This is a genomic window from Mesorhizobium sp. ESP6-5 (genome assembly GCF_020164695.1).
In the GTDB taxonomy this organism is placed as follows: Bacteria; Pseudomonadota; Alphaproteobacteria; order Rhizobiales; family Rhizobiaceae; genus Mesorhizobium; species Mesorhizobium australicum.
Genome location: NZ_JAIUGR010000018.1, coordinates 39,939 through 64,756 on the forward strand (window position 1 = coordinate 39,939; position 24,818 = coordinate 64,756).

The window sequence follows — 24,818 nt, forward strand, 5'->3', positions numbered from 1 at the left end:
TTACTCGATACCGAGCTTGCCCTTGACGAGGTCGTTGACGGCCTGCGGATTGGCCTTGCCGCCAGTCGCCTTCATCACCTGGCCGACGAACCAGCCGGCCATGGTGGGCTTGGCGCGAGCCTGCTCGACCTTGTCGGGATTGGCCGCGATCACCTCGTCGACCGCCTTCTCGATGGCCCCGGTATCGGTGACCTGCTTCATGCCACGGCTTTCGACCAGCTGGCGCGGATCCCCACCCTCGTTCCAGACGATCTCGAACAGGTCCTTGGCGATCTTGCCGGAGATGGTGCCTTCCTTGATCAGATCGATGACAGCGCCAAGCTGGTCTGGCGAAACCGGAGCGGATTCAATGTCCTTGCCGGCCTTGTTGAGAGCACCCAGCAGGTCGTTGATGACCCAGTTGGCGGCGAGCTTGCCGTCGCGACCGGCCGCCACCTTCTCGAAATAATCGGCGATCGGCTTTTCCGACACCAGGATCGCGGCGTCGTAGGTCGAGAGGCCGAGCGAGGAGATCAGCCGCAGCTTCTTGTCATCGGGCAGTTCCGGCAATTCCTTGGCCAGCCTATCGACATAGGCCTGGTCGAATTCCAGCGGCAGAAGGTCGGGATCGGGGAAGTAGCGATAGTCGTGCGCCTCTTCCTTGGAGCGCATCGAGCGCGTCTCGCCCTTGACGGCGTCGAACAGCCGCGTTTCCTGGTCGATCCTGCCGCCGTCCTCGATGATGGCGATCTGCCGGCGCGCCTCGTAGTCGATGGCCTGGCCGATGAAGCGGATCGAGTTCATGTTCTTGATTTCGCAGCGCGTGCCGAATTCGCCACCTGGCCGGCGTACCGAGACATTGACGTCGGCGCGCAACGAGCCTTCGTCCATGTTGCCGTCGCAGGTGCCGAGATAGCGCATGATGGTCCGCAGCTTGGTCACATAGGCCTTGGCCTCATCGCCGGAGCGCATGTCGGGTTTCGACACGATCTCCATCAGCGCCACGCCGGAGCGGTTGAGGTCGACATAAGACATGGTCGGGTGCTGGTCGTGGATCGACTTGCCGGCATCCTGCTCCAGGTGCAGGCGCTCGATGCCAACCTCGATGTCCTCGAACTCGCCCTGGCGGTCGGGGCCGACCGAGACGATGACCGTGCCCTCGCCGACGATCGGCTGCTTGAACTGCGAGATCTGGTAGCCCTGCGGCAGGTCCGGATAGAAATAATTCTTCCGGTCGAAGACCGACTTGTGGTTGATCTGCGCCTTCAACCCCAGGCCGGTGCGGATCGCCTGCTTGACGCATTCCTCGTTGATGACGGGCAGCATGCCTGGCATTGCCGCATCGACAAGGCTGACATTGGCATTGGGCGCGGCACCGAAAGCGGTCGAAGCGCCGGAGAACAGCTTTGCTTCCGAGATGACCTGTGCGTGCACCTCGAGACCGATGATGATCTCCCAGTCGCCGGTGGCGCCGGATATCAGGCGTTTTGCGTCAGGGGTGCGAGTGTCGATGATGCTCATTGTGGCCTACGGACTGAAGTGCATTAATGCAACTTCGCTAGTGCAAACCGCCAAAAGAGACAAGCGCAAAGCCGTGGGCGCAAAGCCGTGGGCTGGCCTCTTCGACCGCTTTCGCCTGTATCCGTTCGTCTCAATGGAGAGTGGATGTCCACTTAGGAGAGTGGATGTCCACTTACGCTCAGTCCCGGTGAGGCCCTGACCTCGTAGCGAGGCAGGGCAGAAAACCTGAAACCCCGTGCCGCGAAGCTTCGCGGCGGCGGTATTTCTCGTTTTCCGGGAACTCTTCACATGGATATTTCGCGCATTGAACAGCGCATCCTGCACCTGCTCGCGCAGGGTGGACGCATTGAAATCGAAAAGAACGACAAGAAACGGATCGCCTCGGTCAAATGCCTGACCCGCGACGGCTGGCATTACCCCGGCGTCGATCCCGACCTGTTTCGAAAATTGAAACGCAAGAAGGCGGTTTCGTCGTCCGGCGGCGGGCCCTACCGCATCACGAAGCGCGGGCTCGAACTCGTTCGCTCCGAACTCGACAACAGGTAGCCTTGGTGCCGCCGGCCGGCACCCGGCCGGTAGTTGCCGGCCGCTCAGGCGGTAGCGATGTAGGCCCGGATTTCCTCGGCCTCGCGCTCGACGTCCTCGATGCGGCGCTTGACCACGTCGCCGATGGATACGATGCCATCGAGCAGGCCGTCCTTTTCCACCGGGAGATGGCGGAAGCGGCCCCTGGTCATGATCTCCATCACCTCGTTGACGGTGTGGTTTTCGTTGCAGATCTTCACCTTCGGCGTCATCGCCGAGCGCACTGCTATATCGAGGGCGGCACCGCCTTCCCTGGCTACCACGCGCACGATGTCGCGCTCCGAAAGGATGCCGACGATCTTGCGATCGCCATTGGTGATGACCAGCGCCCCGATCCTGTGCTCGGCAAGGATGCGGATGGCTTCGCTCAGTTTTTCGTTCGGCCCGAGCGTCAACACGTCATGGCCTTTTTGCTCGAGAATGGCCTTAACCGTCATGGCGTCCTCCTCTACTTTGCCAACCGGTTCCTGCCTGACCGGCTTTCACATAAGAGTGAACATCGTGCGCCGTGATCGGTTGCATTTCAAGCCCGGTCGGAGGTCTCCCATTCGGGCGCTTGCCATATCCCGTCGAACCAGCGCAGGCCGAAGAAGCCCGCGACAAAGCCGCCGATATGGGCCTCCCAGGCGACCTGGCCATCCACGCCGGGCGCGAAGCCGAGAAGGCCGGTGGCCAGATTGATGATCATCCACATGGCCAGGAAGATGACGACGCCGCGCGAGCGCAGCACGACCCCGACCGGCAGCACCGGGCCGGCGAAAGCAGCCTTGCCGGCCGAGCGGTCGGTGCGGAAGCCAAAGCGCGCCGCAGCCCCCATCATGCCCGATATGGCGCCCGATGCGCCGACCAGCGGCGCTTCTCCGTACGGATGCATCGCCCAGAAGAGCGCCACCGAAGCCAACCCGGTGGCGGCAAAGAACAACGCGAACCGAAGCGCGCCGAGCCGATTGGCCAGCGGCGAACCGAAGGCGGCAAGCCAGACCATGTTGATGGCGATATGGGCAAAGCCGCCATGCATGAAGGCATAGGTGAAAGGCCGCGTGAAGAGAAACCAGTCGAACCCGTACCGGCCGGTATAGAGGACCGGAATGAAAGCTCCGTCATAGAGCAGCGTCATCTGCTGGGCGTCGTTCAGCGCATATTGCTGCAGCAGGTAGACGACCGCGCAGATGCCGATCACCGCCAGCACGATCGGCGGCAGATTGAACACCGGCTCACGCACCGGTGGCGGCATGGTCTCGGCCGGTTCGGGCTCGGACGGATTTTGCTGTTCGCTCATCTGCAATCGCACTCGATGCTGGTTCGACGGGGCTGGTTCGACTGGGCTGGTCCGGTCTGGCGAGCATCTAGATCACCGCCGATGGAACCGCAAACGGCGAATCGTCCCGCTCCGAATCAAAGGGGCGAATCAAAAAAGAAGCCGTCCAAGGTTTCCCCTGAACGGCCGGTCGAGCCCCTGCTCCCCTAAAACTCTTGACTGAAGTGCTGCCGATCGTCGCGAAACGATCGCTTCTGGAGTGGTTTTGGTGTGCCACGCGGCGACCCAGGGCGCAACGTAAACCAGTTGTTAACCTTAACAGCCCCGACCCGTGAACAAGTGTTAACGACGCTGGCACGCTTCCTGCTCCCCAACGCATGTAGGTCATCGGAGGGCGCCCTTCTGTTCACCGATGGGACATCAGACGACAGAATGCGCGGAGCTTTGTAGTATGAACCAAAACGGATCGATCACGCTGTTCCACTATTGGAACCGCCTGCGTGACGGACGCCCCGCTCCGAAGCGATCGGAAGTCGAGCCGGCCGATATCAAGTCGCTGCTGGCCGATACGTTCATCCTCGAAAAGGACACGCGTGGGCAGCCTGTATTTCGCCTGGCCGGCACCAGGCTCTGCGCCTCCTACGGCCGCGAACTCAAGGGATTCTCCTTCCCGTCGCTGTGGCGGGAGAAGGACCAGAGGCTGGTTTCGCGGCTCATTCACGGGGTTTTCGAACAGAAATCGGTCGTGCTGATCATTTTCGAGGGCTTCAGCCGCAACGGCCGCTCCAACAAGTTCGAATTGCTCGCCTTGCCGCTCGACGGCGGCATCGAAAATCCACGCTGCCTCGGCGTGATCAGCGCCGTGGAGAAGCCGTTCTGGCTGGGCGCGGATCCGATCACCGACGCCTTGATCGATTCCATCCGCGTCATCGACCCGGAGAAGGAACTGCTGAACAGCCGTCCGGCGATCAACGTTCCCTCGCTCGTTCCCGACGAGATCGAGGCGCCTGAAACGATCTCCGCGCTCGGCCGTGCCCGCCGCATCCGCCATCTCGTCGTTTTCGACGGCGGGCGGGACGAATAGTTGACGATCGCATGGTCTTGCAGGCTCGTTTTTCCCCTTTGTTAACCCGATTTGTTGTAGTTCTCTGCTGAAGTTCCTCGCATCCACGCGCGGGAATGCCAAACGGGGTGTAGGCAGTCATGAGGTCAGCGGCGGTCGACTACGCGCCGTCCCAAGCTGAAAGGCGTAACTTTCAGCGCGTCCGGGTCAAGATCTACGGACGTTTCATGCTGGAGGACCGCACTGAGCACCCATGCCAGGTCGTGGACATGTCGCCCGGCAACGTGGCGCTTCGCACCGACCGCATCGGCATGCCCGGCGAGAAAGTCATCGCCTATATCGACCATATCGGCCGCATCGAGGGTGTGCTGACACGCACGCTGCCGGATGGCTTCGCAATGACGGTGATCGCGTCCGACCGCAAGAAGGACAAACTCGCCGCGCAGTTGACATGGCTTGCCAACAAGCACGAACTCGACCTGCCGGAAGACCGCCGCCACGAGCGCGTCTCGCCCCGCAACCCGACCAGCGTGCTGCAGCTCACCGACGGCCGCCAGTATCAGTGCCGGATCATCGATCTGTCGCTGTCGGGCGCCGCGATCGAGATCGACGTGAAACCGGCGATCGGCGTCCAGGTCATGCTCGGCACGATGCGGGGTCAGATCGTCCGGCATTTCGAAGATGGCGTCGCCATCGAATTCGCCGTCATCCAGCGCCCCGAGACGCTCGATTCCGAATTCAACACGCCGCGCGCCTGATCGGCCGCAAAGCATGCCCGTCAAGCCGGCCCTCGCGGCCGGCTTTTTCGATTTCGGGGTACGGCGATCGATAGATCTTGGACGGCAGGTCGACATAGTCGGAAATGGTCCGGGCGAGGCCGAATTTGCCGAAACCCCAGTGCAACAATCCAACCAATTCAATACTAAAATGACTCAAATTTTATGTTTATTCTATAGGCGTTTTACTTAAAATCTACTTCGGGCCTTTGCGTCGAATAAATCCAGATGTGGCACTGTCTCCTTCGAACGGGGAGACTGAACAATGAAAAAAACGAGGGGCAAGCTGTTGCTGATGGCAATGGCGATGCAGCTTTTCGCCTGGGGATCAGCATATGCCGCGGGACCGGCCTATATGCATACCGGCGGACGCACGACGCAGCCTGTTGGCCACTATGAATTCTGCCAACGCATCCCCGGCGAATGCAACGAGAAGACCGCCAAGGGGGCGCCTGTCGACCTGAGCCGCAAGCTCTGGGCGACGATCGTCAGCGTCAACAATTCGGTCAACACCCGCATCAAGCCGCGCACCGACATGGAAAACTACGGTGCCGAGGAATACTGGGCCTACCCGGACAATGGCTATGGCGATTGCGAGGACTACGCGCTGGAAAAGCGCCGCGAGTTGATGGATGCGGGCGTGCCGGCCGGTGACCTCTTGATGACGGTTGCGCGCCAGCCGAATGGCGACGGCCACGCGGTGCTGACCGTGCGCACCAGCCTCGGCGAGTTCATCCTCGACAATCTTGAGACCAAGGTGCTGTCCTGGACGGATACCGACTACACCTATCTCAAGCGTCAATCGACGGAGAATTCCGGCGTTTGGGTGACGATCAACGACGGCCGTTCCGATGCGGTCGCCAGCGTCCGCTGAGGACGCCAATGAGATCAGGCGCGTTGCACGACGCGCCTAACGAGAAGCCCGGTCGAGTCCCCACCCTCCCCGTCCCCAACGACCGGGTCAAAGGAGCCGGCCCCGTCCCCGGGCCGGCTCCGCCATTTCTGGGAAGACATCAGTACATTGTGATATTAATCTCCACAGGCGGAAGATCGAGATATTATCAGTCGGCAACTCCGCCTTCTGGACCGCAGCCATGCAGGAAACTCCGGAAGATCGATGCGAACGCCATCGTCTGTTCAAGGCGATCGACGATGCCTTCAAGGCTGGTGACTTCGAGGGCCTCGGCACCGTCCTGGGCTGTTCGCCCCGCTGGTTTGACGAGCGCATGCCGTTTGAGCTCGGCCTTGGCCATCCGCTCGAATACGCGATCTACTGGAGCCCTCTTGCCTTCGTCGCGGCGCTGCTCGACGCCGGATCGAGCCCGAACTACGACGATCATGCCGGATTTCCATCGATCATCGCGGCGCTGTCCACCGAGCGCGCCGACAAGCTCGACATCATCCGCATCCTCATCGATCACGGCGCCAGTGCAGACATGCGAGGTGTCAACGACTGGACGCCGCTCCATCACGCCGTGGCCATGCGAGACGCCGAGGCGATCCGCCTGCTTCTTGCCGCCGGCGCGGATCCCTCTTTGAGGACTCGCATCGACCACTGCACGACAGCGCTGGAAGAAGCAGAGATTGCAGGGTTCGAGGTGGGCGCATCGCTGCTGCGGGCAGCCCTTGCGGAGCGCGCAACCGGCAGCCGGGATTAATAGGCGCCGGTGGCCGACGGCATGCCGGCCGAGACCTCAGACCTTCTTCAACCCGAGCTTGAAGCGCCTGGCGTTGGCGACGTAGTGCGCGGCCGAGGCCCGCAGCCGCTCGACCGCCGCGTCGTCCAGCACCCGGATCGCCTTGGCGGGCGAGCCGACGATCAGCGAATTGTCCGGAAATTCCTTGCCTTCGGTGACCAGCGCGCCGGCGCCGACGAGTGAATTCTTGCCGATCCTGGCGCCGTTGAGCACGATGGCGCCCATGCCGATCAGGCTGTTGTCACCAATCGTGCAGCCATGCAGCATGGCGCGATGGCCGATCGTACAGCCCTCGCCGACGGTCAGCGGAAAGCCGGGATCGGTGTGCATGACGGTATGTTCCTGCACATTGGTGTCGGCGCCGATGACGATGGGCTCGTTGTCACCCCTGATGACGGCGCCGAACCAGAAGCCGGCATTGCGGCCGATCCTGATGTCGCCGATCAGCGTCGCATCGGGCGCGATCCAGTTCGAGTCCGCGTCGGCGAAGCTCGGCTCCGTTCCATCGATCGCATAAAGCGGCATTGTCGGTCTCCGAATCGCCTCAGGCTGGAAACCCTAGGAGACCGACGGCCCAGGAAGCAATGGCCAGTACGACGATGCCCAGCGCCAACGACCAGGCAATAGCGGTGCAGCCGCATGACAGGAGCGCCACTGTCGAGATGCGGTTCGCGCGCCTGGCGTCAAGCGCATCGTTGACCAGCATGAACGGCCCGGCGCCCGCGGTCACAGCCAGCGAGCGCAGCACATGGGCGGGCGACACATAGGGTTCGGTGAAGGCGACCTTGCGACCCGATACCAGCTCCATTGTCGAGCCCGCCAGACCGCAAACCGTCAAGCCGACGACAAAAGCGAACAGCAAGAGTTCCATCTGGGCCACATTAACCCTCCATTTACCATGCAATCGCACAGTCGTTTCAGGAAGTCTGCAAGGGCCGTGCCGTGCGAAGTGTGCCGTCAAGGGACACTTGGACCGCGGACACACGGATGGCCGTTTGGCGGTGGAACGAGGACCGAGATGAAGCAGGCAGCGATCGCCGACGGCCCGAAACTGACCGTGGTCGATTCCATGCTGATGAAGCGGGTGTTCTACGCGTTCGCGGCTCTGGCCTTGCTGTCGATAGCCATCAGCCTTGGCGGCAAATGGTTCGGCCGTTCCATTGCCATGGCCGGCTACACCGACGACGCGACCGTGCGCGAAGTGGTGATCGGCAAGAACGTCATCACCGTGCCGGCCAATTTCATCCGGTTCGAGCAGGCCCGGCGCGACGGCGTCGCCACGCGCCTCGACCTTTATATGCGCTATCCCCAGATGGACGGCTACAGCGAGGCGTCGCGCGATGATTTCAATCACGCCGGAGCCAACAGGAACATCATTTTCCTGTCCTTCGAGCAGCAGATGATGTCGCGCGACATGAGCGGCCGGTTCGGGCCGATCTACAGCGCGCTCATCATCCAGCCCGGCATACCAGGCCCCGGCGGCACGACGGTCTACGGGTTCAATGAGAAATCAGGCTACCTGAACGAGGTGCTGGTCGTCGGCAAGCGCGCGGGCACCGACCCTTTCGTGGCCCGCTGCCTCAGCGGGCCGAGCGCCGGCGAATCGCTGGCGCCCTGCGAGCGGGATATCCATGTCGGGGACGATCTCAGCCTTACCTATCGCTTCCCAAGGGAATTCCTTGACGACTGGCAGACGCTAGACGCGGCAATCACGGCCAAGGCGGGGCGAATCCTAAAGACCGGACATTGACAGGCAGAAGAGGCCGGCCGCGCTCGATGCGGCCTGCCGTGGCATTGCGGGCTCAGGCCAGGTCGATGTCCAGGATCGCCATCGAGAAATTGTAGTCGCCGTCGTCCTCGTCCTTGAAGACGATGCCGAGGAATTCGTCGCCGACATAGACCTCGGCCGAATCTTCCTTGCGCGGCCGTGCCTTGACCTCAAGCTTGGGGTTCTGGAAGACGCGCTTGAAATAGGCGTCCAGCTTTCTGATTTCGTCCGGCTTCAACAGTCTTCTCCGATCATCGGCTTGCTCGTTTGAACGGCGCTTCTGGCACGTCGACAATGGCGATGTAAAGGCAAGCCGGCCTTATTGCACCGGAAGCGGCAGCGCTGCCGGGCAATCATCCGGGGCAACTGCCGGCAAATCAGATATCGAAACTGATGACATGGTCCATCTTCTGCGACGGCAGAAGCTGGTCCATCTGGCGCGAAGGCTGGTCGCAGCCGGTCTCGCCAACCACGCGGGCCGGCACGCCGGCTACCGTCTTGTTGTGCGGCACAGGCGACAGCACCACCGATCCGGCGGCAATCTTTGAGCAATGGCCGATCTCGATGTTGCCGAGAATCTTGGCGCCGGCGCCAATCAGCACGCCGTGGCGGATCTTGGGATGGCGGTCGCCGCCGGCCTTGCCGGTGCCGCCCAGCGTCACGCCATGCAGGATCGAAACGTCGTCCTCGATAACCGCCGTCTCGCCGACGACGAGGCCGGTGGCGTGATCGATGAAGATGCCCTTGCCGATGCGCGCGGCCGGATTGATGTCGGTCTGGAAGACCGCGGACGAACGGCTCTGCAGGTAAAGCGCGAAATCCTTGCGGCCGTGGTTCCACAGCCAATGCGCCAGCCGGTGGGTCTGGATGGCATGAAAGCCCTTGAAATAGAGCACCGGCATGATGAACCGGTCGCAAGCCGGGTCGCGGTCATAGTAAGCCTGTATGTCGACGCGCACCGTGGTCGGCCAGTCCTTGTCGTCGGCGAGCATCGACTTGAAGGTCTGGCGGATGAGATCGGAGCCGATATCCTGATGGGCAAGCCGCTCCGCGATCCTATGGATGACAGCCTCTTCCAGACTCTCCTGGTTGAGGATCGTGGAATAGAGGAACGCGGCCAGCAAGGGGTCGCGGTTGACCGCTTCCATCGCTTCGTCGCGGATCGAACGCCAGATCGGATCGACCGGCTGTAACGCGCTTTGGCGGGAAATGCTGATGCTGTTCATCGACGTCTCGTCCTGCGTCCTGCTAGTCTGCCTGCCATCTGGCCGCACATATAAGCCAGTTCATAGCATGATTGAACTCAATTTTCCTTAGTGCTGTGTCAAATGGATTTGGTTCGCGGGAATTCAAGCAGCCATGGAAAACGAACCCTTGATCGACGATGCCCTTAAAACCGAGCTTTCGGTCCTCTACAAGGCCGGCGATCGCCACTATCACAACCTCGCCCATATCGAAGCGATGCTGGGTCTGGCCGGCGACTATCGAACGCTTCTGGACGACCCCGAGGCCGTCGAAGCGGCGATCTGGTTCCACGACGCCGTGTATGACAGCAGGGCCAAGGACAATGAGGCGCAAAGTGCCGCCCTTGCCGAGCAAAAGCTCGCCGGCCGCATCGATGCCGGGCGGCTGAGCCGCGTCAGCGCAATGATCCTCGCCACCGCCACGCACCAGGTGCCGCTGTTCGACGACGTTGCGGCGACGCGCGACGCCAGCTTGTTCCTCGACATGGATCTTTCGATCCTGGGTGCCGCGCCGGATGCATTCGACGCCTATGAACGCGCGGTTCGCCACGAATATGGCTGGGTGGAAGAGCCGATGTGGCGTGCCGGCCGCGGCGCGGTGCTGAAAAGCTTCCTTGCCCGCCCGCATATTTTTCACACGCAGGAGTTCCGGCAGCGCTTCGAGCCGCAGGCAAGGCGGAACATGGCGCGGTCGCTGCAGGCCTTGACCTGATTTAGATCATTTTCGCGACCCGAGACGCTCGTCCCCAAACGCCGGAGCCTCAGAGCGGATTTTCGGCGTAAAACTCCAGCACGCGCTGCTTGAAGGTCTTGTCCCCGACGGCCAGCATATGGTCCCTGCCCTCGATGTGGAAGGCCCTGGCGTTCGGCATCAGCGCCGCAAGCTCGTCCGGCGATCCGCCAATGTCGTCGGTGGTACCGACCGCGATCAGCGTCGGCTGGGCGATGCGGGCAATATCCTGCTCATCAAGCAGTTCCCGTGAGGTGACGATGCAGGCGGCAAGCGCCCGGCGGTCGCTGCGGGTCTGGTCGGCGAAGGCGCGAAAAGAGCGACCGCGCGGATGGGTGGTCGCGGCCGGATCCTCGGCCAGAAGGGCGGCGGCGATCGGATCCCAATCGCCTACCCCATCGATCATGCCGATGCCGAGGCCACCAAAGACCAGCGTCGCCACCTTGTCCGGGTCGGACAGTGCCAGGAAGGCCGCGGTGCGCGCGCCCATCGAATAACCCATGACATGGGCGCGCTCGATGCCGAGATGACCGAGCAGGGCTGCCGCGTCCGAAGCCATTTTCGCCGGTGTATAATCGACCTCCTCATAGCTCTTGGATGACGAGCCGTGGCCGCGATTGTCGAAGGCGATGGCGCGGTAGCCGGCATCGTTGAGCGTCTTGAACCAGCCGGGCGACACCCAGTTGACATAATGGCTCGACGCAAAGCCGTGGATCATGAGCACCGGATCGCCCTCGCCCGATGCCGGCTGGCGGTCGAGGAAAGCCAGATCGAACCCGTCATGAAAGAAAAACTGCATCGGCTACACCACCATCGGCACTCAGCCGCCGCCACTTGGCGCATCGCCGTCGTCCGCCGGCGGCGCACTCGGACCGGAGACCGTGCCGATGGCCGGGTGGCTCAACAGATTGCCATATTCGATGCCGTTCCTGGCGGCCGTGCCGGCCTTGAGTTCAAGTACGAAACGCACGGGTACGCCAGGTGAAATGACGGCCTCGGACTGCGGTGCGCCCTGTTTGATAGCCCGGATCTTGCCGTCCTGACCAATAAAGATCAGGTCAAGCGGCATCGGCGTGTTCTTCATCCAGAAGCCGACCTGTTGCTGGATCGGAAAAACGAACAGCATGCCATGGTCGTCCGCCATCTCCTGGCGATACATCAGCCCGGCCTCCCGCTCCGCGTCGGTGTCAGCGACTTCAATGGAAAACGAGCGATCTCCGTTTTTCGTCGCCACAACCAGCGGCGCGGGATCGACGGGAAGGACCATGGCCCGGCCATCGGCCGCGCTGGGTACCTGGAAATAGAAGAATGCGGCGGCGGCGACAATGACGGCAGCCACAGCGCACATCACGCCCGCCGTCAGCCCGTTCCTGTGTGTCATATGAAATCCTCGGCCGGATCGCCCTAATGCGAGACCGGCAAGGTGCCCATATCGGGGTGAATTTCGGCGGCCATAAGGCCTTTGTCACCGCGGCCGAAACGGACAAGCACGACCTGCCCTGGCCGAAGCTCGGTGATGCCGTAGCGCCGCAAGGTCTCCATATGGACGAAAATGTCCTCGGTGTCCTCGCCGCGCGTCAGAAAACCAAACCCCTTGGTGCGGTTGAACCATTTGACCAAAGCGCGTTCGAGCCCGCTCTCCGGAGTCACCGAGACGTGGGTGCGCTGTTCCTGCATTTCCGCGGGATGGACGGCGGTGGTGACATCCATGGAAAGCACACGGAACGCCTGCAGCCCGCGCTCACCCTGCTTGACAAGGCAGACCACGCGCGCGCCTTCCAGGGCAGTCTGGAAGCCGTCCCGTCGAAGGCAAGTCACATGGAGGAGGATATCGCCCGAAACACCGTCATCGGGAAGGATAAAGCCATAGCCCTTGGCCACATCGAACCACTTGATGGCGCCGGCAATCTCGGCCAGGTCGGCATCGCCGCCTTCGTCGCGCGTCAAAGCGTCGCCAAGGGTATTGGCCCGCCCCGTCAAAGAGGCCTTTTCCCCCATAAGAATGCCCCCTTTATTCAAGAACACCGCAACTGATTCTTGATACCAGATTAACACCGCGGCTTCCGGTGTGTGCAAGACCTGACGTGCCTTTTTTCACGGTTCATTGCGGGAATACCGGATTTGTTCTTTGCCGGCACCGCTTGCCGCCTCACGATTGCCCTTTGACCGGGCCGACCCTATGTTGCGCCGCAACCCAACAGATCGAGGAAAACACATGCGCTATCTGCACACCATGGTCCGCGTCGCCGATGTCGATGCCTCACTCGATTTCTACTGCAACAAGCTCGGCCTGAAGGAAGTTCGCCGCTATGAAAACGAGCAGGGCCGCTTCACGCTGATCTTCCTGGCCGCTTCGGAAGACGAGCAGAGCGGCATCAACGAGAAGGCGCCGCTGGTCGAACTCACCTACAATTGGGATCCGGAAGACTACAAGGGCGGGCGCAATTTCGGTCACCTCGCCTATGAGGTCGACGATATCTACGCCACTTGCCAGCATCTGATGGACAATGGCGTCACCATCAACCGGCCGCCGCGCGACGGCAACATGGCTTTCATCAAGTCGCCTGACGGCATCTCCATCGAGCTTCTGCAAAAAGGCCCAGCCAAGGCCAAGGCCGAGCCGTGGGCATCGATGGCGAATTCCGGAAGCTGGTAATCGATCACCTTTTCGAGTGGCCGGCGGCCACTCGATGGTGTTTGGCGAGGTTGTGCCTATCTATGCAGCCATGGCGCCTGCTCGGAAGAGCGGCGCCTCGTCATGAGATTGAGCTTCGGAGAACCTTCATGCCGACAAGCCATGCCAATGTCACCACGGCCCATGCAAGCCGCTATCTGCAACAGCTGTGCAAGCATTGGGCGCACAAGTTTCCCGTCGAGTTCGACCCCAACCACGGCATCATCGACCTTTCACTCGGCCGTACGGCCATGGACGCCGACGGGGCAGCGCTGCACATCACGGTATCGACCGACGAGCCCGCTTCGATCGAGCGCCTCGAAAGCGTCGTTGCCGACCACATCAAGCGCTTTGCGTTCCGCGAAGAACTGGCCTTCGACTGGAAACGCGCCGAGGCGGCGTAGTTCGTTCATGCGTGTCGCCGCCCCGCATTTCCGGCGAGACGCACGGATCAGTCGCTGCGGGACTTGCCCGCCATCTCCAGCAGCGCCAGCACCGAACGCCAATTGCGTGCCGTGCCCGGCACTTTCAACGTGCGCGGAATGAGGTTGGCGAACACCGATTTGCCGAGCCCGTCCGGCGCGCTGAGGTAGAGCACGTCGCCCTTGACCTCGAAACGCTCGGGACCAGTGCACTTTTCCGCCAACCGCGCCACCTCGTCGGCGGTCGGCTCACGCTCCAGCGCATAGGCGTGGAGCTTTGTGTGGTCGGCGGCCGCTTCCGGATATGGATTTTCGCGCACCAGCCTTTCGAACCATTTGAAATCGCGCACCATGATGCGCGAATGGAAACCCCATTTTGTCTCGAAGGCCGCCTCGATCCGTTTGGTCAGCGCGGCCGCATCACCCTTGTCGGCCCGGAACACGACATTGCCGCTCTGCACATAGGTGGCGACATCGGAAAAGCCGAGATCCTCGAAGAAGGCCCGCAACTCCGCCATCTTGACGATGCGGTTGCCGCCGACATTGATGCCGGAAAACAGGGCGATGAAGATCTTTCCGCTCATATGATGAACCCGGCCAATGTCTCGTTTTCGGTGATGTCCTGATACTGGACGCCCTCGGCCTCGAAATTTGCCTCAAGGAGATCGAAATTGCGCCGATCCTTGGTTTCGATGCCGATCAGCACCGAGCCGAAATTGCGCGCCGACTTCTTCAGATATTCGAAGCGGGCGATGTCGTCGTCGGGACCCAGCATGTCGAGGAAGTCGCGCAGCGCGCCCGGCCGCTGCGGAAAACGGATGATGAAGTATTTCTTCAGGCCCTCGAAGCGCAGCGCCCTTTCCTTGACGTCCGGCAGCCGCTCGAAATCGAAATTGCCCCCAGACACCACGGCGACGATGGTCTTGCCCCTGATCTCCTTCCTGGAAAAATCCTTCAGCGCGTCGATCGCCAGCGCGCCGGCGGGCTCCAGGACCACGCCTTCGATGTTGAGCATCTCGATCATGGTCGCGCAGAGCCGGTTTTCCGGGATGAGCCGCACGCTGTCGGCGGCAAACTCCTTGAGATAGCGCAAGGGTTCGCGGCCGATCTCGGCGACCGCCGCGCCGTCGACGAAGTTGTCGACCTTGGCGAGCTTCAGCCGTTTTCCCGCGGCGAGGCTCTCGCGCAGGCTCGGCGCGCCGGCCGGCTCGCAGAAGACGAAACGCGCCTCGCGGCCCTGATCGGCGAAATAGTGCGTCACCCCGGCGGCGAGCCCGCCGCCACCCACCGGCAGCATGACGATGTCGGGCATGCGCCCGCCCGGCATCTGGTCCGCGATCTCGTAGGCGACCGTCGCCTGACCCTCGATGATATCCTTGTGATCGAAGGGCGGCACCATGTGGGCACCGGATCTTTCGGTGAATTCGAAGGCGGCGCGGTAGCAGTCGTCGAAGAAATCGCCGACCAGCCTGATCTCGACGAAATCGCCGCCAAACAGCCTGGTCTTGTCGATCTTTTGCTGCGGCGTCGTCACCGGCATGAACACCACGCCCTTCTTGCCGAAATGGCGGCAGACGAAGGCGAAGCCCTGCGCGTGGTTGCCGGCGGACGCACAGACAAACAGCTCGGCCTGGTTGCCTTCGCCAAGCGCCTTGCGGAAGAAGTTGAAGGCGCCACGGATCTTGTAGGAGCGCACGGGGCTCAAATCCTCGCGCTTCAGCAGCACCCGCGCGCCGGTCTTCTTCGACAGATAGTCATTTTCCTGCAGCGGCGTTTCCGGGAAGATCTGGCGGATCGCGGAGGCGGCGGTGGCGACGCGCGAGGAAAAGCTGGTCATGGCAAGATCATCCCGGGATCGCCCGCGGGCGAGTTAGAGGAGAACCCTATTACACATCTGGCCCCGCAAGACCATTGCCCGGTCGAGCCCGTGCCCGCAACGGCGCCTTCCCGAAATGCTAGCAAGCACTTGGGGACGTTTGTTCATGCCTCTTCGTCGCGCTGAGCCGCGCATTGGTGGACGCGGAAGTTCGACATCCGGCCAGTTGCAGGTGCCTGACTTGTGCGACGTTGCGGCCTTGCCACCCGCTTTGGCTTTCGCGCAACACTGCGCCCGCGGTCGCGAGGCGCCGACCGCATTTTGGCTGGACACGACTTACTTCCGCCGCACTTCGCCTGCTGGGGAGATATCGCGGAGGGTGGATTGGCCCTTTTTGGGCTCGAGTGGATTTTTGACGTGCATTTGAAGACGATTTGCATTCTTGCGCTTGCGCTGCTGGTGGCGGGCTGCGGCGGCCGCAAAACCGAGGAACTGCTCGGCAGCGCGGTCATGTCCGCGCCGGTAACGGAAATCGCGGGCAACCACTCGATCTTCATTGCCACGACCCGTAAGGCCTCCGACGATCCAAACAAGGTTTTCGACGGCGAACGCTCGGCGACGCTGAACTACGCCCGCGTCAACGTCACCGTTCCCGGTCTCCACCAGACCGGGCAGATCGAGCGGCGCTCACGCGGCAAATCGAACGATCCGGCCAAGTATTTCATGGCTTCCGAAGTCGTCGGCTACGACACGCAGCCGAAATTCGCCAGCGCGCTCAGCGCCGACATAGCGGCACGCGGCGGCCGCGTCATGGTCTTCGTCCACGGCTACAACACCGGCTTCGACGACGCCGTCTACCGCTTGACCCAGATCGTCCACGATTCCGGTTATCCGGGAACGCCGGTGCTGTTCTCGTGGGCCTCGGGAGCCAAGACCACCGACTATGTCTATGACAAGGAAAGTGCCAGTGCCGCCCGCGACCAGCTCGAAGTGACGTTGCGCATGCTGGCGCAGAGCGGCGCGCGGCGCATCGACATCGTCGCCCATTCGATGGGAACCTGGGTGACGATGGAGACACTGCGCCAGCTCGCCATCACCGGTGACCGCGACCTCGGCGGCAAGCTCGGCGACGTGGTGCTCGCCTCTCCCGACATCGACGTCGATGTGTTCAAGAGCCAGATGCGCCGCTATGGCAAGCCCGACAAGCCGTTCATCCTGCTGTTGTCTGATGACGATCGCGCGCTGAGATTGTCCGGCCTGATCGCCGGCTCGCGCCCACGCGTCGGCGACTACAAGGATGCCGCGGACCTTGCCTCCTATGGCGTGACGGTCGTCGATCTCTCCAAGGTCAAGGGCAGCGACAGCTTCAACCACACGAAATTCGCCGACAATCCGGCACTGGTGAAGATGATCGGCCAGCGGCTGCGCGAGGACGATGGTTTCGCCAGCGACCGGGACGTGACCGACCGCATCAGCCTGCTTGGGCAGTAGATGCGGCGCAGCGGATTTCGCCGTGCCTGTTCAGCATCGCCGAACGATCGGCTCACTTTGAACTGGACCGCGCCCGCCTCTGGCCTTATCGAGTATCGAGCGACGTCATGCGTTTGACGTCCCCCTATGCGGGAGCCGACGCGTGGCCTTGGGCTTGAAGAGTTTCGGTGTCGTCGCGTTCGCGCTGCTGGTCGCTGGCTGCGCCGGAAATACGCATGATCTGCTCAACAAGACGACGGTCACCGTACCGGCATCCGATATTGCGGCCACCCATGAGATATTTGTCGCCACCACCCGCCAGAAAGCGGTGAAGGACCCGCGACAGGTCTTCGACGGCGACCGTTCCCTGACCACCAGTTTCGCGCGGGTCGATGTCACGGTTCCGAAGAGCCATCAGGTCGGCAACATCGAGCGCGCCAAGGGTTCCGCCAACAGCAATCCGGCCAAGGATTTTGCGGCCACGGACGTCACCTTCTACGAAGGCGCGCCGCAATTCGCCAAGGCGGTCGGCGCCGACATCGCCATGCGCGGCGACCGGGCGCTGGTTTTCGTGCATGGCTTCAACAATGGTTTCGACGACGGCATCTACCGGCTGACGCAGATCGCCCACGACACCAAATATCCGGGCACTCCGGTGCTGTTCTCATGGGCGTCGAGCGCCAAGACGACGGGATACATCTACGACAAGGACAGTTCCACCGCCGCCCGGGACGATCTCGAGGCAACGCTCAGGATGCTCGGCAAGACGCGCGTCAAGAGCATCGACATCATCGCCCATTCGATGGGAACCTGGCTGACGATGGAGGCGCTGCGCCAACTTGCCATCACCGGCGACCGCGATCTCGGCGGCAAACTGGGTTATGTCATCCTTGCCTCACCGGACATCGATGTCGACGTGTTCAAGAAGCAGATGATCCGTTATGGCAAACCCAACAAGCCGTTCGCCGTGCTGCTTTCGGGCGACGACCGGGCGCTCAAATTGTCCTCGTTCATCTCCGGCGACAAACCGCGCGTCGGCGACTATGGCGATGCCGCCGATCTCGCCTCCTATGGCGTGTCGGTGGTCGATCTGACCAAAACGAAAGGCGGTGACGGCGGCCTCAACCACGCGAAATTCGCCGACAACCCGTTCCTGCTGCAATTGCTGGGCGACCGGCTGCGCACGCCGGCCGGGCTCGCCGCGGACGAGAACCCGGCACAGCTCGCCAATATCGGTCAGGGCCTGGGAAAGGTCGTCGGCTCCGCCGCAGAAGTCATCATCACGACGCCGTTCAAGGTGCTGACCATCGCCACCGGCGGGTGAGCAGCCACGAGCGGACGGCTGGTCTCAGACGAACAGATCGACCTTCTGGAACGTCGTCACGTCGATCAGGCCGACGTCGGAAATCCTGAGCTCGGGAATGACCACCAGCGCCAGCAGCGAGTGCTGCATGTAGGCATTGTTCAGGGAACAACCCATCTTGCGCATCGCCTCGGTCAGTTTCTCGGCCTTGGCGGCGACGATCTCGGCCCGCTCGTCCGACATCAGTCCGGCGATCGGCATTTCGACCAGCGCCAGTTCCTTGCCCCTGGAGAACAGCACGACCCCGCCGCCGACTTCGCCCAGTCGGTTCACGGCCAGCGCCATGTCCTGCTTGTTGGTGCCAACGCAGATGATGTGATGGGCGTCATGGGCGACGCTGGAGGCCATGGCGCAGTCGGCCATGTAACCGAAACCGGAGACGAAGGCATTGGTGACGCCACCCGTGGCCCTGTGCCGTTCGACCAACGCGATCTGACAGACGTCGTTGCGGCGGTCCATCGCGACCAGCCCGTCCTCGACCGGCAGATCGGCCTCCAGGGCCCGCGTCGGTGCCTGGTTCTCGATGACGCCGATCACCCGCACCCGCACCTCGTTGGCGCCCTTGGGTGCCGCGATATCGAAATCGCCGGCCTTCAGTTTCTTGCCCAACTTGACGGTGTTCTTCGCCGTCTTCGGATAATCATAGGCCGGGATATCGATGTCCAGCTTGCCGCCCTTGGCCAGCCTGACGCCGCGCGCATAGACCTCGTCGATGCTCATTGCGGCGAGATCGGAGACGACCAGCAGGTCGGCCAACCGCCCCGGCGCGATCGAACCGATCTCGCGTTCCAGTTTGAAATGCTGAGCGGTGTTGAGCGTTGCCATCTGGATCGCGGTCACCGGCTTCAGCCCCTGCTGGATGGCGTGGCGCACCACCCGGTCCATGTGGCCGTCCTGGACAAGAGTGCCGGAGTGGCTGTCGTCGGTGCAGAGGATGAAATTGCGCGGATCAATGCCGCTCTCCGTCACCGCCTTGATCTGAGAGGCAACGTCGTACCATGCCGAGCCCAGCCGCAGCATCGCCTTCATGCCCTGGCGCACGCGCGCGATGGCATCCTCGGCCCGCGTGCCTTCGTGGTCGTCCTCTGGGCCGCCGGCGACGTAGCCATGGAACGGCAAGCCAAGGTCACGCGAGGCATAGTGGCCGCCAACCGTCTTGCCAGCCTGAACCGTGGCGGCGATCTCGCCCGACATGACGGGATCGTTGGCGGCGACGCCGGGGAAATTCATCACTTCGCCGAGCCCGATGATGTTTTCCCAGGTCATTGCTTCCGCGACATCGGCGACCGTCAGCTCGGCGCCGGCATGCTCCAGCCCCGGTGCCGACGGCACGCAGGACGGCATCTGCACATGCACGTTGATGGGCATCGCCACCGCCTCGTCATGCATCAGCCGCACGCCTGGCAGGCCCAGCACATTGGCGATCTCATGCGGATCGATGAACATCGAGGTGGTGCCGTGCGGGATGACGGCGCGGCAGAATTCGGTGACCGTCACCATGCCGCTCTCGACATGCATGTGGGCATCACAAAGGCCGGGCACGAGGTAGCGGCCGCCGGCGTCGGCCACCTTGGTGCCCTGCCCGATCGTGTGGCTGGCATTCGGCCCGCAATAGGCGAAGCGGCCGCCTGATATGGCGATGTCGGTGCCGGCGATGATCTCGCCCGAATGGACGTTCACCCAGCGCCCGTTGCGGATGACCAGATCGGCGGGTTTGCGGCCCATCGCGACATCGACCAGATCGGTCGCCATTTCGGTCCACGGTTTGGGTTTTGTCGCGCGGACGGGCGGCTTCCTGATCATCAAAGACTCCTGTTTGTCCGACTGTGCCAAGCCGACGGCGTTTTGGCCAGCGAGGAAGAATGGATTTGCCTGGAGATTGCCGGATTACCCGGGTTTCACGTCGACTTCGACCTTGGCGTCGCCGGCTGAAATCCGCTCGGCGATACGCTCGACCTCGCCGCCCTTGAACGTGCCGCTGACCATGATTTCGCCGCCGCGTATCGGCTCCACGATGCGCGGCGACATCACCACGGCGCCGTCGATGCTGAGATCGACAATCTTGCCGACATTTGCCCCCGTAAACCTGGCAAAGGCTTTGCCGCTGTCGGGAGTGAGCTTCAGGCTGAGCATGGCCTGCCCCGAAACAGAATCGGGAACGGCCACGGCCTTGGCAGTGATAAGCGTCAGCGGTTCGGCCACGGCGGCCTGACCGACCAGCACCACCGCCGCGACGGCCGCGACCAAGCGGAACAAGATGCGCATGAAGGATCCTCTCACGATGGCGGTGTTTCGCACGAGGCGCGCGCCACCGCAATCGCGGCAGGACGCTACCCGCCAACTCCTTGAGACCCGCGAGGACGCTAACCGCGTTTGCAGAAATCCGATTCCGTTCTGCCGCAAATCAGGTTAGGCTCCGACCTGGGATCTATGACTCTTCTCGGGGAGTTCGATGCATCGCCTGATGGTCGCAAGTGCCGGTCTTCTTGCCCTGTCCTTGCCGGCATTTGCTGCCGACGCGACAGTCGATGTGCCGATGACCGCGCCTGGCTTCGACTGGACCGGCTACTATGCGGGCCTGCAGGCAGGATATGGCTGGGGCCGCTCCGAGATCACCACGACGGAAGGCGCGCCGTTTTCCATCACGCCGGACGTCGGTGGCGGGTTCGTCGGCGGCCATGTCGCCGGCCTCTGGCAGTTTGATCAGGCAGTGCTGGGCGCCGAGGCGGACCTCAACTATTCCTCGGTCGACGGCACGGCGCAATCGGGCCTGGGAGATACATTTGGCGCCGACATCAAATGGTTCGGGTCGGTCAACGCCAAGGCCGGCTTCGCCATGGACCGCCTGCTGGTCTATGGCATCGGCGGCATTGCCTTTGCCGGCATCGAGACGTCGCAGACCTTGGGGCCAGGGTTCGACAACACGGGCACAAATGTCGGCTGGACCGTGGGCGCAGGCGTCGACTACGCGCTGACAGACAAGTTCGTCGTCGGCGCGCAATATCGCTACTACGACTTCGGCTCAGAGAACCACGAGGCACCAGCCCCCTTCAACGACCGCGATCAGAGCGTGAAACTGAACACGGTCGGCATCAATCTCAGCTACAAATTCTGAACGCAGTTCCACGGGTGCCGTTTACGGCCTAGGTTTACAACGGCGGCGGCTACTTGCTGGAAAGGAGGCGGCCGGCGCCCCCAAGTGGGCGGGGGGATGGGTTGGCCTGAGAGGCGCCGGCCTAGGCGGATCAGATCCGCCACGCAGATATTTACCGATGCCCGCGGCGCGGATAATTCCGCGATCGCGCCAGTATCGTTATGCCACCTCCTCTGGGTGCGCGTTCGGCCACCGCAGAACACGACTTGACGGGCTGTGTCTGGCATCTGAAAAGGACGTGCCTGCGGACGTGGCGGAATTGGTAGACGCAAGGGACTTAAAATCCCTCGATCTCTGATCGTACGGGTTCGATTCCCGTCGTCCGCACCAGAAAAAGTCTTCAGATTTGTTTTGATTTTCTCTGTTGAACCGCCGCAGCATCATTTAGCCGCGTGCCACTGCTGCGGATCACTGCTGTAACTCGGACAGCGCCCTCTCCATCGGGGCCATTGAAATCTGGATCGGGCCGGAAAAAGCCACGTCCATGTCGAAGATCAGGTAGATCGCCCCGGCAACCAAAGCCGCCGATGCCGCGTAGGTCGAAACGGTGATCGTATTGCGTGGCGCCCTGAAGCCGAAGCTGGCGAAAATCAGCACCAGCCAGGTGACCAGGAGCGTGATCAGAGGCACCGGAATCGTGCCCTCCGACTGCTCGATCAGCACCCAGCGCAACTCCAGCACTTTCTGCAAATGCTGGCGGGCGTCCTGCACAATGAAGCCATGCGCATCGTCGGTCGGCGCCAGCGCACTCAGCCGGGTGCCGATTTCCGCCAGCAACTGCTCAGAGAGCCGGTTGGCGGCGACCAGCGTCTCGCTGGTGGGCGAAGAATCACCCGCCACACGCTGCACATAGACGACCAGCGGCTGGCGTACCGTGTCGGTTTGCGGGCCATATTGGCGCAAGGTCCTGTCGAGAAGGATCAATTCGGTCGCATAGGCGTGCACGTTGCGGTCGATCGATTCGAAGGTGTTCCTGGCCGAGTTGATCATCAGGCCGAGCATCAGCGAGGTCATGACCCCGAACAGGTTCGCGGCGTGCCGAACCACGGTGTTCGTGTCGTCGTCACGATGTTTGGCCGGCAATTTTGGCCATATCGCCGTGCTGGCGAGCGCGGCCACCGTCAGGCATAGGAAGATTACCATTGCGATGAAAGCTTCGCGCATGCCGCTCATTCCGATTGGCAATGGCAAGGCGTCAGTTGATGACCGCCATCACTACTCCGGCGCGTCCTTGCGCCCTGCCGAACGCCTGCTGCGGCCCTTGTGGCCGATATTGCGGCCGTCACCGCCCCGGAAGGCAAGCGAAGCCAGACCCCGACGCATCGAGGCCCCCAGAGCCTTCGATCTCGATGACGGGTGTGTCATTCGATGTAAGTCACCGCACCCGTTTGCAAGTCATAGATTGCCGCGACTATCTTCAGCTTCCCCGCCTTGATGAGGCCGGCCAGCACCTTGCTCGAGGCGGCCAGTCGCCTCGCGGTCCTCCGTGCGCTTTCCTTGGCGGTGTTGTCGACGAAATCACCCGCTTCGCTCCGCGCTGCTATCGCCGCGGGCAGGATCGGTTCGATCATCGGACCGATCGCGCCAGGATAGGTCGCGTTCTTGGCCACTACGTCGCACGCCGCCTTGACGGCGCCGCAGTTTGTGTGCGCGAGAACGACGATCAAGGGTGAGCCGAGCACCGCTGCCCCGTATTCGACCGTACCGAGTGTGGCGGTGTCGACGAGGTTGCCAGCATTCCGGGCGACGAACAGTTCTCCAACGCCGTGACCGCCGAAAATCAGTTCAGGCGGAACGCGACTGTCGGCGCAACTGATGATCGTGGCCCAGGGCGCCTGGTGTGCGGCAACAGCATTCCGCTGCGCGGCAAGGTCTATCGAGCAGAGTTCCGGGTGACCGACGTAGCGTTCGTTGCCGGATTTCAGTGCGGCGAGCGCGTCATCGAGGCTCAGCGCGGTCACCGCACCCTGGGCCGCACGCGCCGACCATGTGGCCCCACCAACGCCGAACGCAACGAGCCCCGCGCCGACTTTGAGGAAATCCCTCCGGTCGACCGCTTTGCCATCACAGGTGTAGCACATTCTCAATTCCCCGCCCTAGTCCCCAAGGCATAATATGCGCTTGCTCTAATATATAGCAAGCGATCGGCGACAACGTCAGGATTGATGAGATGGCGGCGGGATGCGAGACGACGAAAGCCACCGGCAACGCAGTGCTGGGTGCCCTCGTATCAACCGACTTACCGCCTTTAGGTGACCTTCAGCGAGAAATTGCCGTGGATCTGGATGCCCAGTCGCTCGCCCTTTCTCCAGCGCACTTCCGCTCGATAAGTCGCACCGTCCAACGGCACGCGCAGCCGGAAGGTATTTGGCACTTCAACCCCCACAGCGACACGCAACTCGGCGCCATGCTCATGCTGGTTTCTGACGGCGCAGCCTATTTCGCCATCCTGCGTGATTATGAACGCCTCCTTCAAAACCACCTCGCGTAAGTGCGTTCGACGCTCTACTGGAGGTTCAGAAGGTTTATCGGTCATGGCAAGCCGCCTCCGACGAGCGAAATGCTACCAGACCAAGGTCTGCAGCTCAGGACGCAAAGGTCTGACGTTTTCGCTTAATTCGTGTATCTGACCCTTTGTACGCTCGGCACATTAGTAGATCGTGAAATATATACTCTATGGTCGTCGCCAAAATTGTCACCTGACGGTGAGACACAAACGGCGAAAATGGCATGGGGGAAGCCAGGTATGTTCATCGACTTCTACGAAATGCTGGAAATCAGTCCGAATGCCAATTCGGAAACGATAGAACGCATTTTTCGGCATTTTGCCATGCGCTACCACCCCGACAACCAAGTCACTGGGAACGAGTCACGCTTCAGCGATATTCTTGAGGCTCACAACACGCTCAAGGATCCGGTCAAGCGTGCGCAGTACGACATTCAGTACAAGGCGCATTTGAACCACCGGGCCGAGCTGACCGACGAGGCGAGCAACACAAAGGGCTTCGATCGAGATTCCGTCATTCAAGCCAAAGTGCTGTCACTGCTGTATGTAAAACGCCGGCAGGACGTCAATCATCCCGGGATAGGCGACGAAGAACTCGAACGAATGTCAGGCTGTCCGCAAGAGCACCTCGAGTTTCACCTCTGGTATCTGAAAGCGAAGGGCTGGATAGCCAGGACGGAAAACGGTACGTTCGCCATAACCGTCGAAGGCGTCGATCGCGTTAATTCCGAACATCATCGTGACGCGGCCACCACCCGACTGTTGGGTCACGCGGGCTGAATTGAGATCGCT

Annotated in this window: 30 protein-coding genes and 1 tRNA gene; 14 read left to right on the top strand and 17 right to left on the bottom strand. The window is 62.0% G+C overall.

Features of this window, described 5'->3' with window-relative positions:
* On the bottom strand, window positions 1-1,500 hold the full coding sequence (gene gatB / locus LB524_RS25695) for an Asp-tRNA(Asn)/Glu-tRNA(Gln) amidotransferase subunit GatB (RefSeq protein WP_140792528.1): 1,500 nt from the start codon (window positions 1,498-1,500) through the stop codon (window positions 1-3).
* A gap of 288 nt (window positions 1,501-1,788) precedes the next feature.
* Here gatB and LB524_RS25700 point away from each other — a divergent pair, with 288 nt between their 5' ends.
* The gene (locus LB524_RS25700; RefSeq protein WP_015318049.1) at window positions 1,789-2,046 is read left to right on the top strand and encodes a YjhX family toxin; all 258 of its coding nucleotides are present in this window, start codon (window positions 1,789-1,791) and stop codon (window positions 2,044-2,046) included.
* Window positions 2,047-2,090: 44 nt separating this feature from the next.
* Here the strand turns inward: LB524_RS25700 and LB524_RS25705 are convergent, their stop codons facing one another.
* Both LB524_RS25705 and LB524_RS25710 read right to left on the bottom strand, forming a co-directional pair.
* The gene (locus tag LB524_RS25705) at window positions 2,091-2,522 is read right to left on the bottom strand and encodes a CBS domain-containing protein (protein WP_015318050.1); all 432 of its coding nucleotides are present in this window, start codon (window positions 2,520-2,522) and stop codon (window positions 2,091-2,093) included.
* An 86-nt stretch (window positions 2,523-2,608) separates the two neighbouring features.
* The gene (locus tag LB524_RS25710) at window positions 2,609-3,364 is read right to left on the bottom strand and encodes a rhomboid family intramembrane serine protease (RefSeq protein WP_140665519.1); all 756 of its coding nucleotides are present in this window, start codon (window positions 3,362-3,364) and stop codon (window positions 2,609-2,611) included.
* Window positions 3,365-3,794: 430 nt separating this feature from the next.
* Here LB524_RS25710 and LB524_RS25715 point away from each other — a divergent pair, with 430 nt between their 5' ends.
* The 4 genes from LB524_RS25715 to LB524_RS25730 all read left to right on the top strand — a co-directional run bounded on the left by LB524_RS25715 (window position 3,795) and on the right by LB524_RS25730 (window position 6,840).
* Window positions 3,795-4,427 carry a PAS domain-containing protein gene (locus LB524_RS25715; RefSeq protein WP_015318052.1) on the top strand — a complete coding sequence of 211 codons (633 nt, stop codon included), beginning with the start codon at window positions 3,795-3,797 and terminating at the stop codon, window positions 4,425-4,427.
* Between the two features lie 119 nt (window positions 4,428-4,546).
* Window positions 4,547-5,164: a PilZ domain-containing protein gene (locus tag LB524_RS25720; protein ID WP_015318053.1), complete on the top strand. Its 618-nt coding sequence runs from the start codon at window positions 4,547-4,549 to the stop codon at window positions 5,162-5,164.
* Window positions 5,165-5,447: 283 nt separating this feature from the next.
* Window positions 5,448-6,056 (top strand): transglutaminase-like cysteine peptidase, encoded by a 609-nt coding sequence (locus LB524_RS25725; RefSeq protein WP_224531083.1) that lies wholly within the window; start codon window positions 5,448-5,450, stop codon window positions 6,054-6,056.
* 220 nt (window positions 6,057-6,276) lie between these two features.
* The gene (locus LB524_RS25730; protein ID WP_224531084.1) at window positions 6,277-6,840 is read left to right on the top strand and encodes an ankyrin repeat domain-containing protein; all 564 of its coding nucleotides are present in this window, start codon (window positions 6,277-6,279) and stop codon (window positions 6,838-6,840) included.
* Window positions 6,841-6,876: 36 nt separating this feature from the next.
* Here LB524_RS25730 and LB524_RS25735 read toward each other — a convergent pair whose 3' ends face one another.
* On the bottom strand, window positions 6,877-7,404 hold the full coding sequence (locus LB524_RS25735) for a gamma carbonic anhydrase family protein (protein ID WP_015318057.1): 528 nt from the start codon (window positions 7,402-7,404) through the stop codon (window positions 6,877-6,879).
* A 19-nt stretch (window positions 7,405-7,423) separates the two neighbouring features.
* Entirely contained in the window at window positions 7,424-7,750 is a 327-nt protein-coding gene (locus LB524_RS25740; RefSeq protein WP_263485710.1) for a DUF6949 family protein, read from the bottom strand.
* Between the two features lie 147 nt (window positions 7,751-7,897).
* On the opposite strand from LB524_RS25740, the gene LB524_RS25745 reads away from it, so the two are divergent.
* Window positions 7,898-8,629 (top strand): hypothetical protein, encoded by a 732-nt coding sequence (locus tag LB524_RS25745; protein ID WP_140823585.1) that lies wholly within the window; start codon window positions 7,898-7,900, stop codon window positions 8,627-8,629.
* 52 nt (window positions 8,630-8,681) lie between these two features.
* Here LB524_RS25745 and LB524_RS25750 read toward each other — a convergent pair whose 3' ends face one another.
* Together LB524_RS25750 and cysE are read right to left on the bottom strand one after the other, a co-directional pair.
* Window positions 8,682-8,885, bottom strand: coding sequence for a DUF3126 family protein (locus tag LB524_RS25750; RefSeq protein WP_006200852.1), 204 nt, complete (start codon window positions 8,883-8,885; stop codon window positions 8,682-8,684).
* 139 nt (window positions 8,886-9,024) lie between these two features.
* Entirely contained in the window at window positions 9,025-9,873 is an 849-nt protein-coding gene (gene cysE, locus LB524_RS25755) for a serine O-acetyltransferase (protein WP_015318060.1), read from the bottom strand.
* A 133-nt stretch (window positions 9,874-10,006) separates the two neighbouring features.
* Here cysE and LB524_RS25760 point away from each other — a divergent pair, with 133 nt between their 5' ends.
* The gene (locus LB524_RS25760) at window positions 10,007-10,603 is read left to right on the top strand and encodes a hypothetical protein (protein ID WP_224531086.1); all 597 of its coding nucleotides are present in this window, start codon (window positions 10,007-10,009) and stop codon (window positions 10,601-10,603) included.
* A gap of 49 nt (window positions 10,604-10,652) precedes the next feature.
* Here LB524_RS25760 and LB524_RS25765 read toward each other — a convergent pair whose 3' ends face one another.
* The 3 genes from LB524_RS25765 to LB524_RS25775 are packed head-to-tail and all read right to left on the bottom strand — an operon-like array spanning window position 10,653 to window position 12,619.
* Window positions 10,653-11,420, bottom strand: a complete 768-nt coding sequence (locus LB524_RS25765) for an alpha/beta fold hydrolase (protein ID WP_224531089.1) — start codon at window positions 11,418-11,420, stop codon at window positions 10,653-10,655.
* A 21-nt stretch (window positions 11,421-11,441) separates the two neighbouring features.
* Window positions 11,442-12,002, bottom strand: a complete 561-nt coding sequence (locus LB524_RS25770) for a DUF192 domain-containing protein (RefSeq protein WP_224531092.1) — start codon at window positions 12,000-12,002, stop codon at window positions 11,442-11,444.
* Between the two features lie 23 nt (window positions 12,003-12,025).
* Entirely contained in the window at window positions 12,026-12,619 is a 594-nt protein-coding gene (locus LB524_RS25775; protein WP_224531171.1) for a cold-shock protein, read from the bottom strand.
* Between the two features lie 217 nt (window positions 12,620-12,836).
* On the opposite strand from LB524_RS25775, the gene gloA reads away from it, so the two are divergent.
* Window positions 12,837-13,277 (top strand): lactoylglutathione lyase, encoded by a 441-nt coding sequence (gene gloA, locus LB524_RS25780; protein ID WP_224531095.1) that lies wholly within the window; start codon window positions 12,837-12,839, stop codon window positions 13,275-13,277.
* Between the two features lie 128 nt (window positions 13,278-13,405).
* Window positions 13,406-13,699 carry a DUF2218 domain-containing protein gene (locus tag LB524_RS25785; protein ID WP_224531098.1) on the top strand — a complete coding sequence of 98 codons (294 nt, stop codon included), beginning with the start codon at window positions 13,406-13,408 and terminating at the stop codon, window positions 13,697-13,699.
* 47 nt (window positions 13,700-13,746) lie between these two features.
* Here LB524_RS25785 and LB524_RS25790 read toward each other — a convergent pair whose 3' ends face one another.
* Together LB524_RS25790 and ilvA are read right to left on the bottom strand one after the other, a co-directional pair.
* The gene (locus LB524_RS25790) at window positions 13,747-14,301 is read right to left on the bottom strand and encodes a DUF1697 domain-containing protein (RefSeq protein ID WP_224531100.1); all 555 of its coding nucleotides are present in this window, start codon (window positions 14,299-14,301) and stop codon (window positions 13,747-13,749) included.
* A complete protein-coding gene (gene ilvA / locus LB524_RS25795; RefSeq protein ID WP_140665554.1) occupies window positions 14,298-15,554 on the bottom strand; it encodes a threonine ammonia-lyase IlvA in 1,257 nt (418 codons plus the stop codon). Before ilvA ends, LB524_RS25790 begins: the two co-directional genes overlap by 4 nt.
* 396 nt (window positions 15,555-15,950) lie before the next feature.
* Here ilvA and LB524_RS25800 point away from each other — a divergent pair, with 396 nt between their 5' ends.
* Window positions 15,951-17,024, top strand: coding sequence for an alpha/beta hydrolase (locus LB524_RS25800; RefSeq protein WP_083883249.1), 1,074 nt, complete (start codon window positions 15,951-15,953; stop codon window positions 17,022-17,024).
* A 142-nt stretch (window positions 17,025-17,166) separates the two neighbouring features.
* Window positions 17,167-18,327, top strand: a complete 1,161-nt coding sequence (locus LB524_RS25805; RefSeq protein ID WP_224531103.1) for an alpha/beta hydrolase — start codon at window positions 17,167-17,169, stop codon at window positions 18,325-18,327.
* 24 nt (window positions 18,328-18,351) lie between these two features.
* Here LB524_RS25805 and ade read toward each other — a convergent pair whose 3' ends face one another.
* Entirely contained in the window at window positions 18,352-20,169 is a 1,818-nt protein-coding gene (ade, locus tag LB524_RS25810; RefSeq protein ID WP_224531105.1) for an adenine deaminase, read from the bottom strand.
* Window positions 20,170-20,253: 84 nt separating this feature from the next.
* Window positions 20,254-20,631 carry a SecDF P1 head subdomain-containing protein gene (locus LB524_RS25815; RefSeq protein WP_140665558.1) on the bottom strand — a complete coding sequence of 126 codons (378 nt, stop codon included), beginning with the start codon at window positions 20,629-20,631 and terminating at the stop codon, window positions 20,254-20,256.
* 187 nt (window positions 20,632-20,818) lie between these two features.
* Here LB524_RS25815 and LB524_RS25820 point away from each other — a divergent pair, with 187 nt between their 5' ends.
* The gene (locus tag LB524_RS25820) at window positions 20,819-21,481 is read left to right on the top strand and encodes an outer membrane protein (protein WP_140665560.1); all 663 of its coding nucleotides are present in this window, start codon (window positions 20,819-20,821) and stop codon (window positions 21,479-21,481) included.
* Window positions 21,482-21,764: 283 nt separating this feature from the next.
* A tRNA-Leu gene (locus LB524_RS25825) sits at window positions 21,765-21,850 on the top strand.
* A gap of 78 nt (window positions 21,851-21,928) precedes the next feature.
* Here the strand turns inward: LB524_RS25825 and LB524_RS25830 are convergent.
* From LB524_RS25830 to LB524_RS25840, 3 genes are all read right to left on the bottom strand, one after another.
* A complete protein-coding gene (locus LB524_RS25830; protein WP_015318073.1) occupies window positions 21,929-22,684 on the bottom strand; it encodes a DUF4239 domain-containing protein in 756 nt (251 codons plus the stop codon).
* Between the two features lie 197 nt (window positions 22,685-22,881).
* A complete protein-coding gene (locus tag LB524_RS25835; RefSeq protein WP_224531106.1) occupies window positions 22,882-23,601 on the bottom strand; it encodes a carbonic anhydrase in 720 nt (239 codons plus the stop codon).
* Between the two features lie 167 nt (window positions 23,602-23,768).
* The gene (locus LB524_RS25840) at window positions 23,769-24,056 is read right to left on the bottom strand and encodes a PilZ domain-containing protein (protein ID WP_140720594.1); all 288 of its coding nucleotides are present in this window, start codon (window positions 24,054-24,056) and stop codon (window positions 23,769-23,771) included.
* 210 nt (window positions 24,057-24,266) lie between these two features.
* On the opposite strand from LB524_RS25840, the gene LB524_RS25845 reads away from it, so the two are divergent.
* The gene (locus LB524_RS25845) at window positions 24,267-24,806 is read left to right on the top strand and encodes a J domain-containing protein (RefSeq protein WP_015318076.1); all 540 of its coding nucleotides are present in this window, start codon (window positions 24,267-24,269) and stop codon (window positions 24,804-24,806) included.
* The last annotated feature ends 12 nt before the right edge of the window (window positions 24,807-24,818 follow it).

What these genes read in the sequence shown, in the direction of transcription:
- LB524_RS25830 (WP_015318073.1), bottom strand. Translation starts at nt 22,684, where the DNA reads ATGCGCGAAGCTTTCATCGCAATGGTAATCTTCCTATGCCTGACGGTG.
- LB524_RS25720 (WP_015318053.1), top strand. Translation starts at nt 4,547, where the DNA reads ATGAGGTCAGCGGCGGTCGACTACGCGCCGTCCCAAGCTGAAAGGCGT.
- LB524_RS25745 (WP_140823585.1), top strand. Translation starts at nt 7,898, where the DNA reads ATGAAGCAGGCAGCGATCGCCGACGGCCCGAAACTGACCGTGGTCGAT.
- LB524_RS25765 (WP_224531089.1), bottom strand. Translation starts at nt 11,420, where the DNA reads ATGCAGTTTTTCTTTCATGACGGGTTCGATCTGGCTTTCCTCGACCGC.
- LB524_RS25775 (WP_224531171.1), bottom strand. Translation starts at nt 12,619, where the DNA reads ATGGGGGAAAAGGCCTCTTTGACGGGGCGGGCCAATACCCTTGGCGAC.
- LB524_RS25715 (WP_015318052.1), top strand. Translation starts at nt 3,795, where the DNA reads ATGAACCAAAACGGATCGATCACGCTGTTCCACTATTGGAACCGCCTG.
- LB524_RS25740 (WP_263485710.1), bottom strand. Translation starts at nt 7,750, where the DNA reads ATGGAACTCTTGCTGTTCGCTTTTGTCGTCGGCTTGACGGTTTGCGGT.
- LB524_RS25845 (WP_015318076.1), top strand. Translation starts at nt 24,267, where the DNA reads ATGTTCATCGACTTCTACGAAATGCTGGAAATCAGTCCGAATGCCAAT.
- LB524_RS25725 (WP_224531083.1), top strand. Translation starts at nt 5,448, where the DNA reads ATGAAAAAAACGAGGGGCAAGCTGTTGCTGATGGCAATGGCGATGCAG.
- LB524_RS25735 (WP_015318057.1), bottom strand. Translation starts at nt 7,404, where the DNA reads ATGCCGCTTTATGCGATCGATGGAACGGAGCCGAGCTTCGCCGACGCG.
- LB524_RS25770 (WP_224531092.1), bottom strand. Translation starts at nt 12,002, where the DNA reads ATGACACACAGGAACGGGCTGACGGCGGGCGTGATGTGCGCTGTGGCT.
- LB524_RS25730 (WP_224531084.1), top strand. Translation starts at nt 6,277, where the DNA reads ATGCAGGAAACTCCGGAAGATCGATGCGAACGCCATCGTCTGTTCAAG.
- LB524_RS25840 (WP_140720594.1), bottom strand. Translation starts at nt 24,056, where the DNA reads ATGACCGATAAACCTTCTGAACCTCCAGTAGAGCGTCGAACGCACTTA.
- LB524_RS25705 (WP_015318050.1), bottom strand. Translation starts at nt 2,522, where the DNA reads ATGACGGTTAAGGCCATTCTCGAGCAAAAAGGCCATGACGTGTTGACG.
- LB524_RS25835 (WP_224531106.1), bottom strand. Translation starts at nt 23,601, where the DNA reads ATGTGCTACACCTGTGATGGCAAAGCGGTCGACCGGAGGGATTTCCTC.
- gatB (WP_140792528.1), bottom strand. Translation starts at nt 1,500, where the DNA reads ATGAGCATCATCGACACTCGCACCCCTGACGCAAAACGCCTGATATCC.
- LB524_RS25710 (WP_140665519.1), bottom strand. Translation starts at nt 3,364, where the DNA reads ATGAGCGAACAGCAAAATCCGTCCGAGCCCGAACCGGCCGAGACCATG.
- gloA (WP_224531095.1), top strand. Translation starts at nt 12,837, where the DNA reads ATGCGCTATCTGCACACCATGGTCCGCGTCGCCGATGTCGATGCCTCA.
- LB524_RS25820 (WP_140665560.1), top strand. Translation starts at nt 20,819, where the DNA reads ATGCATCGCCTGATGGTCGCAAGTGCCGGTCTTCTTGCCCTGTCCTTG.
- ade (WP_224531105.1), bottom strand. Translation starts at nt 20,169, where the DNA reads ATGATCAGGAAGCCGCCCGTCCGCGCGACAAAACCCAAACCGTGGACC.
- LB524_RS25815 (WP_140665558.1), bottom strand. Translation starts at nt 20,631, where the DNA reads ATGCGCATCTTGTTCCGCTTGGTCGCGGCCGTCGCGGCGGTGGTGCTG.
- LB524_RS25700 (WP_015318049.1), top strand. Translation starts at nt 1,789, where the DNA reads ATGGATATTTCGCGCATTGAACAGCGCATCCTGCACCTGCTCGCGCAG.
- LB524_RS25790 (WP_224531100.1), bottom strand. Translation starts at nt 14,301, where the DNA reads ATGAGCGGAAAGATCTTCATCGCCCTGTTTTCCGGCATCAATGTCGGC.
- cysE (WP_015318060.1), bottom strand. Translation starts at nt 9,873, where the DNA reads ATGAACAGCATCAGCATTTCCCGCCAAAGCGCGTTACAGCCGGTCGAT.
- LB524_RS25785 (WP_224531098.1), top strand. Translation starts at nt 13,406, where the DNA reads ATGCCGACAAGCCATGCCAATGTCACCACGGCCCATGCAAGCCGCTAT.
- ilvA (WP_140665554.1), bottom strand. Translation starts at nt 15,554, where the DNA reads ATGACCAGCTTTTCCTCGCGCGTCGCCACCGCCGCCTCCGCGATCCGC.
- LB524_RS25760 (WP_224531086.1), top strand. Translation starts at nt 10,007, where the DNA reads ATGGAAAACGAACCCTTGATCGACGATGCCCTTAAAACCGAGCTTTCG.